Annotated in this window: 10 protein-coding genes; all 10 read right to left on the bottom strand. The window is 62.9% G+C overall.

Annotated elements, in window-relative coordinates:
• Positions 1-11: 11 nt before the first annotated feature.
• Entirely contained in the window at positions 12-1,799 is a 1,788-nt protein-coding gene (locus tag KIT10_13060) for an acyl-CoA dehydrogenase family protein (protein MCW5900190.1), read from the bottom strand.
• Between the two features lie 121 nt (positions 1,800-1,920).
• On the bottom strand, positions 1,921-2,724 hold the full coding sequence (locus KIT10_13055; GenBank protein ID MCW5900189.1) for an SDR family oxidoreductase: 804 nt from the start codon (positions 2,722-2,724) through the stop codon (positions 1,921-1,923).
• A gap of 19 nt (positions 2,725-2,743) precedes the next feature.
• Positions 2,744-3,619, bottom strand: a complete 876-nt coding sequence (locus tag KIT10_13050; protein MCW5900188.1) for a 3-keto-5-aminohexanoate cleavage protein — start codon at positions 3,617-3,619, stop codon at positions 2,744-2,746.
• Positions 3,620-3,640: 21 nt separating this feature from the next.
• Positions 3,641-4,459, bottom strand: coding sequence for an enoyl-CoA hydratase/isomerase family protein (locus KIT10_13045; GenBank protein ID MCW5900187.1), 819 nt, complete (start codon positions 4,457-4,459; stop codon positions 3,641-3,643).
• Between the two features lie 47 nt (positions 4,460-4,506).
• Positions 4,507-6,486 (bottom strand): acetyl-CoA carboxylase biotin carboxylase subunit, encoded by a 1,980-nt coding sequence (locus KIT10_13040; protein MCW5900186.1) that lies wholly within the window; start codon positions 6,484-6,486, stop codon positions 4,507-4,509.
• Positions 6,487-6,756: 270 nt separating this feature from the next.
• Positions 6,757-8,358, bottom strand: coding sequence for an acyl-CoA carboxylase subunit beta (locus tag KIT10_13035; protein MCW5900185.1), 1,602 nt, complete (start codon positions 8,356-8,358; stop codon positions 6,757-6,759).
• Positions 8,359-8,361: 3 nt separating this feature from the next.
• On the bottom strand, positions 8,362-9,024 hold the full coding sequence (locus KIT10_13030; protein ID MCW5900184.1) for a TetR/AcrR family transcriptional regulator: 663 nt from the start codon (positions 9,022-9,024) through the stop codon (positions 8,362-8,364).
• Between the two features lie 90 nt (positions 9,025-9,114).
• Positions 9,115-10,533, bottom strand: a complete 1,419-nt coding sequence (locus tag KIT10_13025) for a TolC family protein (GenBank protein ID MCW5900183.1) — start codon at positions 10,531-10,533, stop codon at positions 9,115-9,117.
• 128 nt (positions 10,534-10,661) lie between these two features.
• Positions 10,662-11,897: an OmpA family protein gene (locus KIT10_13020; GenBank protein MCW5900182.1), complete on the bottom strand. Its 1,236-nt coding sequence runs from the start codon at positions 11,895-11,897 to the stop codon at positions 10,662-10,664.
• A 26-nt stretch (positions 11,898-11,923) separates the two neighbouring features.
• Positions 11,924-14,614: a methionine synthase gene (gene metH / locus KIT10_13015; GenBank protein ID MCW5900181.1), complete on the bottom strand. Its 2,691-nt coding sequence runs from the start codon at positions 14,612-14,614 to the stop codon at positions 11,924-11,926.
• Positions 14,615-14,634: the final 20 nt, after the last annotated feature.

The raw sequence follows: 14,634 nt of genomic DNA, 5'->3' as shown, positions 1-14,634 counted from the left end.
CATCATCCCTCTCATAGTTCGTAGGCGTTGCGTGCGATGAAATGTGCGGCCACCGTGCGCCGCGTTTCCTTCAGGTCCTGTGGCGGGAGGTTCAGCAGACGCGTGAGGGCTTTCACGGTCATGGCGGCCATGTCGCCTTGCGCGCTGGCACACACCACCTCACGCGCGGCATGGCGCAATACCTCGGCGGTGTCGTGCATCAGCACGTTGGTCATCGCTTTGCGCACGGTGGCGGTGTCACCCTCGCCGTACTTCATGGTACGGAGCAGCGCGCTCTCGAAGAGGTAGACGTGCATGAGCATGTCGGCCAGTTCCATCAATACCTCCTGCTCGTCCTTGATCGCTTCCTGGAAGCGCTGCATGGCCTGCCCGGCGGCTAGGATGGTGACGGTCTTCGCGCACTCGAGGAAGGACAATTCCAAGCCGAAGGGCTCACCCGTGTCCGCTGCGGGGTTCAGTTTGCCGGCCTGAAGATCCTGGAAAGCCTGCATGGCGGCGGGCATCAGGGCCACCTCGCCCTTCATCGCTTTGCGCAGCAGCGTGGTGGGCATCAGCAGGCGGTTGATCTCGTTGGTGCCCTCGTAGATGCGGTTGCCGCGGATGTTGCGGTACAGCGTGCTGATCTCGCTTTCGGCGCTGTAGCCCATGCCGCCGTGGATCTGCAGCGCTTCGTCCACCACCAACTGCTCCATCTCGGAGCCGTAGACCTTGGTCATGGCGCATTCCAAGGCGAACTCGGCCACGCTGCGCTGTTTGGCCTCCAACTCGGGCATGCCACCGGCGATCATGCTCTCCAGCACCTGGTCCACCTGGTGTGCCACGCGGTTCCATGCGCTGTCGTTGGCGTAGATGCGGGTGGCCATGGCCGCGATCTTTCGCTGGATGGCCCCGAACGATGCGATCGGCTGACCGAACTGCACGCGCTGGTTGGCGTAGCTCACACCCAAACGGAACGCACGTTTTGCGATGGCACTGTTGGCCACCGCGATCTTGATGCGCCCGGCGTTCAGCGCGTTCATGGCGATCTTGAAGCCTTTGTCGCGCTCGCCTAACAGGTTCTCCACGGGCACCTTCACGTCCTCGAAGAAGACCTGCCGCGTGCTGCTGCCGTGGATGCCCAGCTTGCGTTCCTCCGCGCCCAGCTTCACGCCGTATTCCTTGTGTACGATCAGGCAGGACAGGTTCTTGTCATCCCCGATCTTGCAGAAGACGAAGAACACATCGGCGAAGCCCGAGTTGGTGATCCACATCTTCTGGCCGTTCAGCACGTAATGCGTGCCATCGGCACTGAGCACGGCGCGGGTGCGGGCGGCGTTGGCATCGCTGCCGCTGCCGGGTTCCGTGAGGCAGTAACTGCACTTGATCTTCGCCGCGATGATGTCCGGCAGGTACTTCGCCTGCTGCTCGGGCGTGCCGTAGTAAAGCACGGGATAGATGCCGAGACCCGTATGCACGCCGATGCTCTGCGCAAAGGAGAAGCTGTCGCTGGCGATCTCCCCGAAGGCCAGCTCGGTCTTGAAGTCGGCACCCAGGCCACCAAAGGACTCGGGCACACCGATGCCGTGGAAGCCGAGCTCGCCCATCTGTTCCAGCAGTCCGGGTGCGATGGTGGTGCCTTCCACGGTGTCGAACTTGTCCTTGATCGGTTCCAACTCCTTGTCGAGGAAGTCGCGCATGGACTTGCGGAACATGTGCTGCTCCTCGGTGTAGTCCTCCGGCGTGAAGATGTCCTCGGGGCGTGAGGCCTTGATGAGGAACTCGGCGCCTTTGACGAGGGCTGTGGCTTGGGTGGTGGTCATGAACGGGGATCGGTAGGAAATGCAACCGCGGATGACGCAGATGAACGCGGATGAGCACTGCTGGCGCAGCGCTCTGGTTCATTGAACCACGGATGGACACGGATGGACACGGATGACATCATCAGAGGAATGATCGAAGGACATTGGGCAGTCCCATCTTGTCGAAGTTCAAATGCTGGGCACCGTCCACGTAGAGTGTGATGCCGGTGATGTAACTGGCAAGCGGGCTGGCGAGGAAGCACACCGCGTTGGCGATGTCCTGCGGGTCGCCGAAGCGCTTCAGGGGAATGGCTTTGCGGGCTTCGCTGAACATCTCCTGCACCTGGGGTGGGTATGTGGAAAGGCCCGAGGACTCGATGATGCCGGGCGCCACGCAGTTGAGGCGGATGTTGTACTGGCTCCACTCCTGCGCGAGGGTCTTGGTCATGTTCTCCACCCCGGCCCGCGCGGCACCGGTGTGTACCATGCCGGGGAAACCGCGCGCCATGTCGACGACGATGTTCACCACGGTGCCGTCATTCTGCGGAATGAAGAAGGCTTTCGCCATGTCGCGCGTCATGAAGAAGGTGCCGTTGAGATTGTTCTCCACCACGGCCTTCCAGCCCTTGTCACTGATGTACTCGGCCAGCGCGGGGAACTGACCGCCGGCGTTGTTCACCAGGATGTCGAGCCGGCCGTGCTTCTGCTTGATGTGCTCCACCAGCACGGCGATGCGCTCGGTGTCGCGGATGTCGCAGGCCAGTGCATCGCAATTGCCGAAGGCTGCGAGTTCCTGCTGCGCCTTCAGCAGCGGCTCCTCCTTGCGCGACACGATGATCACCGTGGCACCCAGCTGCAGCAGTTGCTTGGCGATGGCGTAGCCGATGCCGGAACGGCCACCGGTGACCAACGCTATTTTTCCTTGGAATGTGCTTTCGTGGAACATGGATGCCGGTTGCCGGTTGTCAGGATGCCACCGTGTCGCGCAAGGGAATGTTCAACATTGCACGCGTTTCGGCGATGGTGGCCGGTTCGCGGCCCATCATGCGGGCCAGCTTCACGCCCCATTCCACGCATTCGCCATTGCTCTTCGCCATCTCGTTGTTGGGCAGGTAGAAGTTGTCCTCCAGCCCCACACGGAAGTTGCCTCCCATGCTACAGGCGATGGCGGCCATCTGCCACTGTTTCCGGCTGATCGCGATCACCTGCCAGAACTCGCCCTTGGGCACCTGGCTGATCTGGTGCATGAGGTTCTCCGGCGTGGCGGGAATGCCGCCCAACACGCCCATCACCAGGCTGTAGCAGGCGTTGGCGGGCAGCAGTCCCATCTCGCGCAGCGGCTCGGCGTTGCGGATGTGGCCCGTGTCGAAGCACTCCATCTCGGGCGTGATACCATTCTCGTTCATGCACTTCACCACGGCCATCATGGTGTCGAAGCTGTTCTCGAACACGCCATTCCAGAAGAACTGCTTCTGCTTCTTGCTGAAGATCGCGTAGTTCATGCTGCCCATGTTGAAGGCGGCCATGTCGGGCTTGGTGGCGGGCAGGTGCTTGATGCGGTCGGCGGTGCTGAGGCCGATGGCGCCGGTGCTGTAGTTGATGATCACGTCCGGGCAGCGTTCGCGCACTTCCTTGCTGATGGCCTCGAAGACCTCCGTGCGCCAGCTGGGCATGCCGTTGTCCTCACGGGCATGGATGTGCACGATGGCGGCCCCGGCATCCACGGCGCGCTTGGCCTCCTCGGCGATCTCCACCGGCGTGTAGGGGATGTGCGGGCAGTGGCTGCGGTTGGTGGCCGCCCCGGTGAGCGCCGCACTGATGATGACCTTGTCCTGTGACATGCTCGTTCGGTTCGTTCGTTGTTATTCGCCGGTCCACTTCGGTGCGCGCTTCTCGCGGAAGGCGGTGAGGCCCTCCATACCGTCCTTGGTGCCCACGGTCTTCTGGAGCATCTGCAGCAGGTAGGCGTGTTCGGCCTCGGCCGGGCGGATGTGGTCGAAGGCCTCCAGGCCCATGCGGATGGCGGTGGGCGAGTTGACCAGCAGTTCATCGAGAAGGCCCTGCACGGTGCCGTCCAGTTCATCGCGCTTCACGCAGTGCGTTACCAGGCCCAGTTCCCTGGCACGCTCCACGGGCAGGTCGTAGCCACGGATGCACCAGTCGATCACGGTGCGGGCGGGCATCACGTTCAGCAGAGATGCCATCACCTGGTAGGGGAAGAGACCGCGCTTCACTTCGGGCAGACCGAAACGAAGCCCTTCCGCAGCCACCACGTAGGTGCTTCCCGCGAGGAAGAGGAAGCCGCCCGCGAAGACGTCGCCGCCCACCTTGGCGATCACCGGCTTGTACACCTTGTTGAAGAGCTCGCCGATGAGCACTTCACCATTCGGCTTCGGAATGGTGGAGGAGAAGTTGTTGTCGCCGCCCATGAAGGCCTTGAGGTCGGCCCCGGCGCAGAACACATCGCCTTGGGCCTCCAGCACCACGGCCCATACGCTCTTCTCATGCTTGGCGTAGCTCATCGCGAAGGCCAGCTCGTTCACCATGTGCGGGTGCAGGGCATTCTTCTTCTCGGTCCTGTTGAGGCGAATGGTGAGCACCTGTCCGCTCTGCTGCACCTCCAGGAAGGCGTAGGTCTCGGAGAGGGCGTTGGTGAGTTGGTCCTTGCTGTAGAGTTCCATCGCGTCAGGTCATTATCCGATCATCTGATCCTCTCATCATCTGATCCTCACGTGTTCAGTTTCAACAGCAACGCCCCCGCTTCCACACTGCTGCCCTCGGCAGCGAACACCTCCTCCACCACGCCTTCCTCGGCGGCGGAAACGGTGCTTTCCATCTTCATGCTGCTGAGGACGAGCAGGCCATCACCGGGCTTCACGGACTGGCCCTTCTCCACCAGCACCTTCACTACTTGCGAGGGGATCGGTGCGGTGTAGCCACCCTTCACCCGCTCCCGCTCCTTGGCGGGGAAGCGCTCCTTCTCCACCAGCCGCAGCGGACCGGTGCGCTCGCCGTGTACGAACCGCTCCATGCCCCGGCGGACGACGGTCATGCGGTGCTGCACGCCATCCAGTTCGAAACGGACCAAGTCGCCATACACGCCCTGCGGTTTCAGGGTGTGCGTGCTTTCGCCGAGCAGCAGCTCGAAGCTGTTCTTCAGTGCACGATACTTTACGGAAAGGGTTTGGTCGCCGTGGAAGAAGTCCACCTGCTGGTGGGCGTAGAAGCTGTTGCGCCAACCGCTGGGCAGGGATCGCAGCAAGGTGCGTTGACCTTCGCGCTGGTGCCAGCCGTGCAACATGGATGCGATGGCCGCGAGCTGCAAATGCTCCCCGGTGGCTTCCAGCGAAGCGAGGTCGAAGCGATCGCGGATGAAGTGCGTGTCGTACTTCCCGGCCTGGAACTCGGGGTGTTCCATCAGCTTCAGCAGGAAGTGCTGGTTGGTGGTGGTACCCAGACAAACCAACTGGCGCAGCACGTACGCCATCTTGCGCTGGGCCGTGGCGCGGTCCTCGCCATGCACCACCACCTTGGCGATCATGGGATCGTAGTGCACGCTGATAGCGGAACCGCTCTGCACGGCCGATTCCATGCGCAGCCCATCCACCGCAGGCCAGCTGAAGCGCTCCACGGTGCCGGTCACCGGCATGAAGTCGTTGGCCGCGTCCTCGGCGTACAAGCGACATTCGATGGCGTAGCCATTACCACGGATGTCCTCCTGCTTCACACGCAAGGGCATGCCCTGCGCACGTTCGATCTGCATGCGCACCAGGTCGAGCCCGGTGATCTCCTCCGTCACAGGATGCTCCACCTGCAGGCGGGTGTTCACCTCCAGGAAGTAGAAATCGCCGGTCCTGTCGTCGTAGATGAACTCCACCGTACCGGCGTTGTCGTAGCGCAGGGCCTTGGCGGCGTTCACGGCCACTTCGCCCATGCGTTGGCGCAGGTCCTCCCCCATCACCGGCGAAGGACTTTCCTCGATCACCTTCTGGTAGCGACGCTGGATGGTACACTCGCGCTCCAACAGGTGGATGGCGTTGCCGTGCTGGTCGCCGAAGATCTGGAACTCGATGTGGCGGCCGCTGGCGATGTACTTCTCCACGATGAGCTCATCATCGCCGAAGGCGCTCTTCGCCTCGCGTTTGGCGGCATCGATGCCCGCCTTCAAGCCAGCTTCGTCGTGCACGATGCGCATGCCCTTTCCGCCGCCACCGGCAGCGGCTTTCAGCAGTACCGGAAAGCCCATCGCAGTGGCCTCCTTGATCAGGCGTTCGGTGCTTTGGTCCTCGCCCTGGTAGCCGGGGACCACGGGCACACCGGCCTTCATCATCAGGGTCTTCGCCTCGCTCTTGGAGCCCATGGCGGCGATCGCGCCGGGGTGCGGACCGATGAATACGATGCCCTCTTTCGCGCAGCGCTCCGCGAAGGCCGCGTTCTCGCTGAGGAAGCCGTAGCCGGGGTGGATGGCATCGGCGCCGCAACCCTTGGCGGCCGCGATCACCTTGTCCATGTCCAGGTAGCTCTCGGCAGGTGCATGGCCTCCGAGGAACACAGCTTCATCGGCCTGGGCCACGAAGGGCGCATTGCGGTCGGCCTCGCTGTACACCGCGATGGCCTTGATGCCCATCTTCCGGCAGGTGCGGATGACGCGGCTGGCGATCTCGCCCCGGTTGGCGATGAGGATGGCGTTGATGACGCGCGGGGTCATGCGAAACATGTGTTGTGGTCCATCGGCTACGACCCCTTCGGGGTCGGAAATACACTACTGCCCTCAAACGCCCTGCGGGCTACAGGCTGTGACCCCTTCGGGGTCAGAAAGCACGCCATTGGAGGAATGACCCCGGAGGGGTCACAGCTTGTTGAGAATGTGCAGGCGACCGGACCACGACCCTGAAGGGGTCGCAGCCGTTGCTCCCCCTCCTTTGCCAGGACCTCCCTCACTTCTTCGTATCGCGCCGTGTTCATGGATGTTCCTTGATCACATGCGGAATACGCCGTAGCCTTCCGTGCCTTTGATGGGACTGTTGTAGACGATGGCCAGCGCCATGCCGAGGTAATTGCGCGTCTCGCGCGGGTCGATGATGCCATCGTCCCACAATTCGCTGGTGCTGTGCCACGCGTTGGCCTTCTTCTCCGCCTCCTGGATCAGCATGGCCTTGATCATCGCGCCCTGCTGCTCGTCGTACTCCTTGCCTGCAGCAGCGGCGCTCTGGCGCTGGATGATCTCCATCACACCGGCCATCTGCTCGCTGCCCATCACGCCGATCTTGCTGTTCGGGTAGGCGAAGAGGAAGCGCGGGTGGTAGCTGCGGCCGTTCATGCCATAGTTGCCGGCGCCGTAGCTGCTGCCGATCATCAGCGCGAGGTGCGGCACTTCGCTGTTGCTGACCGCGTTGATCAGCTTGGCGCCGTGCTTGATGATACCGCCCTCCTCGTACTCCTTGCCCACCATGTAGCCGGTGGTATTGTGCAGGAAGAGCAGTGGGATGTCGTTCTTGTTGCTGAGCTGGATGAACTGCGTGCCCTTGTTGGCGCTCTCGCTGAAGATGACACCGTTGTTCGCCAGGATACCCACGGGATAGCCGTGGATCCTTGCCCAGCCGCAGACCATGGTGCCGCCGTACTCGGGCTTGAACTCGGTGAACTCGCTGCCGTCCACCACACGCATGATCAGCTCACGCACATCGAAGGGCGTCTTCACATTGGCGGGCACCACATCGAGGATCTCCTCGGGATCGAACTTCGGTTCGGCGATGGGACCTTGTGGCACCAGGTGCGGTCGCTCCACCTTCACCCATTGCATCAGCTCGCGTGCGATGCGGATGCCGTCCAGTTCGTCCTCGGCGAGGTAGTCGCTCACACCCGATACGCGGCTGTGCATCTCGGCGCCGCCCAATTCCTCGTCGGTGCTCTCCTCGTTGGTGGCCATCTTCACCAGCGGCGGACCGGCCAGGAAGACCTTGGCGGCCTTCTTCTGGAAGATGGAGAAGTCGCTCATGCCGGGCACATATGCGCCGCCGGCCGTGGCGTTCCCGAAGACGACAGCGATCGTCGTCATGCCCATCTTGCTTCGCTGGGTGATCTGGCGGAAGGTCTCGCCGCCGTAGTTGAACACCTTGTCCTGGTCGGTGAGGTTGGCGCCGCCGCTCTCCACCATGTTGATGGTGGGCAGGCGGTTCTCCTCGGTGATCTTGCCGATGCGCAGCGCCTTCAGCAGCGTGGCTTGGTCCACCGAGCCGCCCTTGCGTGTACCCACGTTGGCGTTGATCATGCACAACTTGCCCTGCACGATGCCGATGCCGCTGACATTGGTGCCGCCCGCGCCGAAGCCGCCCTTCACGCTCATGCCTGCCAAAGGCAGGAGTTCGAGGAAGGGGCTGTCGCGGTCCAGCAGCAGTTCGATGCGTTCGCGGGCCAGGAGCTTGCCGCGTTTGCGGGCTTTCTCCAAGGTCTCGGGCTTTCCCTGGAAGCGGCTCTCCTCCATGTGGCCGCCGAGCTTCTCCAGCAGCTTCATCATCTCCGCGCGGTTGGCGCGGGCGCTTTCGGCGGCGGTGTTCACGTTGCTTTGCAGAACGGCCATGGATCAGAAGGTGAAGGTGTGCGCGGTCTCCATGCGGAGCGGCTCACCGAGGTTGTTGAAGTAGTCCTCGCCGAAGAAGGCCTTGAAGTCCTTGAGGCCCTTGGCGGTGAGGTGCGGTATCAGCTGGCTCCAGATCACCTTCTCACCATCCTCACGGGTGCGCTCACCGCGGATCAGTTGCTGGGAGAGCCAGTAGAACGCGAGCATCCAGGTGATGAAGGCGATGTTGTGGTATAAGCCCGGCACCGGCTCAGGCTTCAGCGTGCCGTTCTTGATGGCGAAGGCGAGGGAGGCCTCGTTGTCGGCGATGGTCTTGCGCGTCATCTCGCGGAACCGCGCCTGCACCGCCGGGTGGTTCAGCAGGAGCGGGTTCAGGAAGAGAAAGGCGTACTCCTGCTGGTACTTGTAGTAGAGTTGTACCTCGTTGTGCAGGTTCTCGAAGCTGGGGAAGGGCCGGAACTTGCGGCGGTCCTCCTCTATGCGCTCCCACATCTCGGCCACGATGGCCTCCAGCAGCAGGTCCTTGTCCTTGTAATGGTAGGCCAGGTTGCCGCGGCTCATGTCGAGCTCGGCGGCCAGTTCGTGCAGCGTCACGGCGTCATAGCCGCGTACATTGAAGACCTCCTTGGCCTTGTCGAGGATGAGTTCCTTGGTATCGCGGGGCATGGGCGCTTAGTCAATATCGACAACAAAGTTAGTCGATATTGACTAATACGCGACATCAGGCGTTCTGTTGCTGCGCCCGACGAGCAGGCGCTACAATGCCACCGGTATCCCCTGCAGGATATCCAGGTACTTGCTGGCCATCAGGTACTGGTACTTGGCGTTGATCAGCTCGGCGGTATTGCGGTTGAGCTGGGTCTTGGAGGCCATGAGTTCTATGGAGGTGATGGCGCCCGCGTTGAATCGCTCCTGGGCGTATTCCAAGGCCAGGGTGCCGGCCTCCACGGCGCGATCCGCAGCGAGGTATTGGCGGTAGGCGCTGCGTTGCATCACCAAGGCGTCCACCACGTTGCGCTGCAGGTCGTCGCGTACCATGGTCATGCGGTTGCGCGCCTGTTCATGCCGTATCCGGGCCTGGGCCACGTTGGTGCGGATGCGCATGTTGTTGAAGATGGGGATGTTCAACTGCAGGCCCACGGTCTCGTTGAGGTTCTGGTCCAGTTGGCTACCGAAGGGCGTGAGCTCGGTGTTGAAGCCGATGTTCGGTGCGAAGACGGTCTCGCCGCCCGCTGTGAAGCCGATGGCCTGCGGGCTTCCGATGATGGGCTCGCCCACCACACGGCGGTTGAGGCCCGAATAGCCTGTTCCCACGGAAGCGCCGAGGAAGAGTGATGGCAAATGGTCCGCCCTGGCGATATCGATCCCTTTCTCAGCACTCCGCATCGTCCGCTCGGCCTGCGCGTAGCTGGGGTTGGTCTTCAGCGTGGCCTCCAGCACCTCCTCCGCGCCGGCCGCGGGTTCCACGATGCGCAGTCCGTTGATGTCAGGCGCCTGGATGTCGAAGCGCACCAACTCGTTCAGCTGCATCTGCATGGTGCGGCCCAGCGCCAGCAGGCGCTGGTCATGCTGGTTGGTGACATCGGTCAACTGCAATTCCTCCTGGGCCAGCTGCGCACGCAGTGTCAACAGTTCCGCCTGCGGCATGCGACCGGCTTCCACCAGGGCCTGTGTGAAGACGATCTGCTCCTGCGTGTTGGCCACCTGCGCCTCACCGGCCTTGATCCGCTCCCGCAGACCCAGCACATCCAGAAAGGCCTGTGTCACCTCCAGCCGCACATCGTTCAGCATGGCCTCGCGGGCCTGTTCCGCGGTCTGCACATCCAGCTCCGATTGCCGTATGCGGTTCATCTTGCGCCCACCTTCGTATAGCCCCACGTTGGCGCTGAGGAAGAAGTTGTTGCTGCGCACGCGGTCGTTGGCGAAGGTGTTGGTGAAGCGGTCCACCACCCGGCCGAAGTTGTAGGAGTGCGAAGCGAAGCCGTTGAGGTCGGGCGCGAGGTCCCATTTCGCCTGGCTGCGCGCCGCCTGGGAGATCTCCTCATCGAGCAACGCGTTGATCACCATGAGGTTCTTCTCCTCCGCGCGCTGGATGCACTGTTGGAGGGTGAGGTATTGCTGGGCGGAAAGCGACGACGCAAGGGCCGCGGCGACCGTGATGGGAAGGATGCGCATGTCGGGATAGGTTCGCCCTTGCAGGCCGCAGGCCGGAACGTGGGCAAGGCAAAACTACCGGGGTGCCCCGGCAGGAGGGACGGCTTGTGATGAGCGGCGGAAGGACGGGGCGGAAGGCGCACCGGGGCTCACATCCCCAGCACCTTGATCTCCACCCGGCGGTTGGCCTCGCTTTGTTCCTTGTTCTTGGGCTCCGGGTAGAGCATCTGGCTGTTGCCCAGGCCCACGTAGCCCAGGCGGCGCGGACCGATGTCGTTCACGATGAGGAAGTCGTACACCGTCTTGGCCCGCTCGGTGCTCAGGTCGATGAACTCCTTCTTGTTCTTGAAGGTGGGCCCGTTCACATGGCCCTGGATCTCGATGCGCACATTCGGATTCTCCGTCATGAACTGCAACAGCATCAGGAGTGATGATTCGCTCTGGCGCATCACCTTGGTGTCGTTGCCCACGAAACGGATGTCGTCCAGGACCACTTTTTCACCCGGGGCGATGGGCGTGAGCTTCACCTCCACGCTCACCACGGGATCGGAAGTGCCCTTCACCTTCATGCTGGTGAACATGTAGCCCTTGCGCACACATCCGATGCGCAGGTTGCGGTACACGTCCATCTCGTACTCATAGCGGCTCTTCCCCCTGCCCTCCACCACCTTGTCGAAGACCATCCCATCGATGGTGATGTTCGCCTCCACGGGCTTGCCTGTGGCCGCGTCCAGGATCGCGACCTCCAGCTTCTGCTTGGGCTTGACCTTCTCCTCCACTTCGGGCGGGGGTGGTGGATCGTAGTGGAAATGGATGGTGTAGCCGGCCAGTGGACGGTTCTGGTAGTCGACCACCAGGTAGAACAGGTCGCCCTGCTGCACCTCAAGGGCACGGCTCCAACTGCTGCCCACCCCGCTGCGCACATAAGCGTCCGGTGCATCCTTGCGCAGTCCGCAGCGGGAACCGTCGCCCTTGTCGTTGCGCGAAATGTTGCTGCGGACGGGCGTCACCTGCTTGCTGGCGATCTTGTCGCAAATGCCGGGGATGGCTCCTTCAAAGACCAGAAAGTCGATGTCGTCCTCGATGTTGTCCGGTATGATGTCGAAAGTGAGCGTGGTGGTGACCGGTGACCGGAAAGTGTACCAAGTGGTATGGTGTTCCCGCTCGAACCATTGCTTGTGGTCGCTGGGGTTCTCCTTGATCTCGAGCTTGTTGCCGAAGCCTCGCACGGCCTGGGGCTGGCGGAAGATGGAGTCGGTGATGGCGATCGCGCCGGTGCAATCCCCATTGGCCTGGGTCAGGCCGGGAGACACCTGCCCCTGCGCCCAGAGCTGGGCGGGCAGGAGAATGAGCAGCGATGCGGCATGGAATACGGATACTCGCACGGGCGGTCGATACGCACGGCGGGGCCTCAAGGTTCGTAGGCCAGCAAGCTGCCCAGCCACCGCTCCATGACCTTGGCTTCCAAGCCCTTGCGGGACGCCAGATCAAGCACCTGGTCCTGTGCCACCCGGCCCACACCGAAATACTTGGCCTGGGGGTGGGCGAAGTACCAGCCGCTCACGGCCGCCGTGGGGTACATCGCCATGCTTTCCGTGAGGGTGATGCCCGTGTGCTTGGTGGCCTCGAGCAGGCGGAAGAGCTCCGGCTTCTCGGTGTGGTCCGGGCAGGCGGGATAGCCCGGCGCCGGGCGGATGCCTTGGTACGCCTCCTTGATCAACTCTTCATTGGTGAAGGAACGCGCCTCATAGCCCCAGAGATCCTGGCGCACCACCTCGTGCAGCTTCTCGGCGAAGGCCTCGGCCAGGCGGTCAGCCAGGGCTTTGAGCAGGATGGACCCATAGTCGTCGTGCTCGGCCTCCAGGCGCTTCACATGGGCCTCAATGCCCTGCCCTGCCGTGACCGCGAAGCCGCCCACATGATCGATGAGGCCGCTTTCCTTGGATGCGATGAAGTCGGATAACGCCAACTGGGGCTGGCCAGCGGTCTTCTTCAACTGCTGGCGCAGGGTGTGGAAGCGGCCCAGGGTGGCGCCGCGCGAAGCATCCTTGTACACCTCGATGTCGTCGCCCACAGCGTTGGCGGGCCAGATGGCGGCCACCCCATGGGCTTGCAGCCACTGCTCCTTCACGATGCGGTCCAGCAGCCTCCGCGAATCGTCGAACAACTTGGTGGCCTCGGCGCCCACCACGGCATCCTTCAGGATGGCGGGATAGCGGCCGTGCAGCTCCCAGGCCTGGAAGAAAGGTGTCCAGTCGATGTAGGGCACCAGCTGGTCCAACGGGAAGTTGCGGTAGGTGAAGACGCCTGTGCTGCGTGGTGCCACGGGCGGTTCGGATACCCAATCGATGCGCAGGGCACGGCCACGCGCATCCTCGATCGGCAGGTATTCCTTGCTGCGTTCGTGCCCGACATACTGCTCCCGCACGGTGCTGTACTCGGCCTTGAACCGCGTGGCAGCGGCCTCCCGCCGGTCCTCGCTGAGCAGCTCGCTCACCACGGGCACACAGCGGCTGGCGTCGATCACATGCACCACGGGCTTGTCGTAGTGCGGATCGATGCGCACGGCGGTATGCACGCGGCTGGTGGTGGCCCCACCGATCAATAATGGCGTATAGAATCCCTCACGCTGCATCTCCTTGGCCACGTGGACCATCTCGTCCAGCGAGGGCGTGATCAGACCACTTAGACCGATCACATCCACCTTGTGCTCCTTCGCGGCGGCCAGGATCTTCTCGCTGGGCACCATCACCCCCAGGTCGATCACCTCCCAGCCGTTGCAGGCCAGGATCACGCCCACGATGTTCTTGCCGATGTCGTGAACGTCGCCTTTCACCGTGGCCAGCAGCACTTTCTTCGCGCCGGTGCTCTGTTGGGCGATGGGCAAGGTGGCCTTGCGCTCCAAGAGATAAGGTTCCAGATAGGCCACGGCGCGTTTCATCACCCGCGCGCTTTTCACCACCTGGGGCAGGAACATCTTGCCGCTTCCGAAGAGATCGCCCACCACGTTCATGCCGGCCATCAACGGGCCTTCGATCACGGCCACGGGGTCGCTCAGCTTCTCCCTCGCTTCTTCGGTATCGCCCTCGATGAACTCTGTGATGCCATGCACCAGCGCGTGCTTCAAGCGTTCCTCCACGCTGCCTTCGCGCCAGGCTGCCTGCTGGGCCACCACCTCGGCGCTGGGCGCGCCCTTGAATTGCTCGGCAAAGGCCACCATGCGTTCGGTGGCATCGGGACGACGCGCCAGCAGCACATCCTCCACGTGTTCCAGCAGTTCCTTCTCGATGTCGTCGTACACGCCGATCTGTCCAGCGTTGACGATGCCCATGTCCATGCCGGCCTTGATCGCGTGGTAGAGGAAGGCGGTGTGGATGGCCTCGCGCACGGGTTCGTTGCCGCGGAAGCTGAAGCTCACGTTGCTGACGCCGCCGCTGACCAAGGCACCCGGCAGGTTGTGCTTGATCCAGGCCACCGCGCGGATGTAATCCACCGCGTAGTGGTCGTGCTCGCTCATGCCCGTGGCCACCGTGAGGATGTTCGGGTCGATGATGATGTCGTGGGGCGGGAAACCGGCTTTCTCCGTGAGCAGGCGGTAGGCGCGCTCCGCGATCGCGATGCGGCGCTCGAAATTGTCGGCCTGTCCCTCCTCGTCGAAGCACATCACCACCACGGCGGCACCGAGCCGACGCACGATCCTGGCCTGGCGCAGGAACTCCTCCTCCCCTTCCTTCAGGCTGATGCTGTTGGCGATACCCTTGCCTTGCAGGCACTTTAGCCCCGCTTCGATCACGGCGAACTTGCTGCTGTCCACCATCACCGGCACGCGCGCGATGTCGGGCTCGGCGGCGATGAGGTTGAGGAACTTCGTCATGGCCGCCACACCATCGATGAGGCCCTCGTCCAGGTTCACGTCGATGATCTGCGCGCCGTTCTCCACCTGCTGGCGCGCCACGTTCACGGCCTCATCGTAGTTGCCGTTCTTGATCAGCTTGCGGAAGGCCGCACTGCCCGTGACGTTCGTGCGCTCGCCGATGTTGACGAAGTTGGAACCCGGGAAGATGCGCAGGGGCTCGAGGCCGGAGTAGGTGGGGATGGACATGTCGATCAGATGATCAGACG

The sequence above is a fragment of the Flavobacteriales bacterium genome (assembly GCA_026129465.1).
Classification (GTDB): Bacteria; Bacteroidota; Bacteroidia; order Flavobacteriales_F; family PHOS-HE28; genus PHOS-HE28.
The sequence above is the reverse complement of the archived record's forward strand: the minus strand, read 5'-3'. Positions and strand labels throughout refer to the sequence as shown.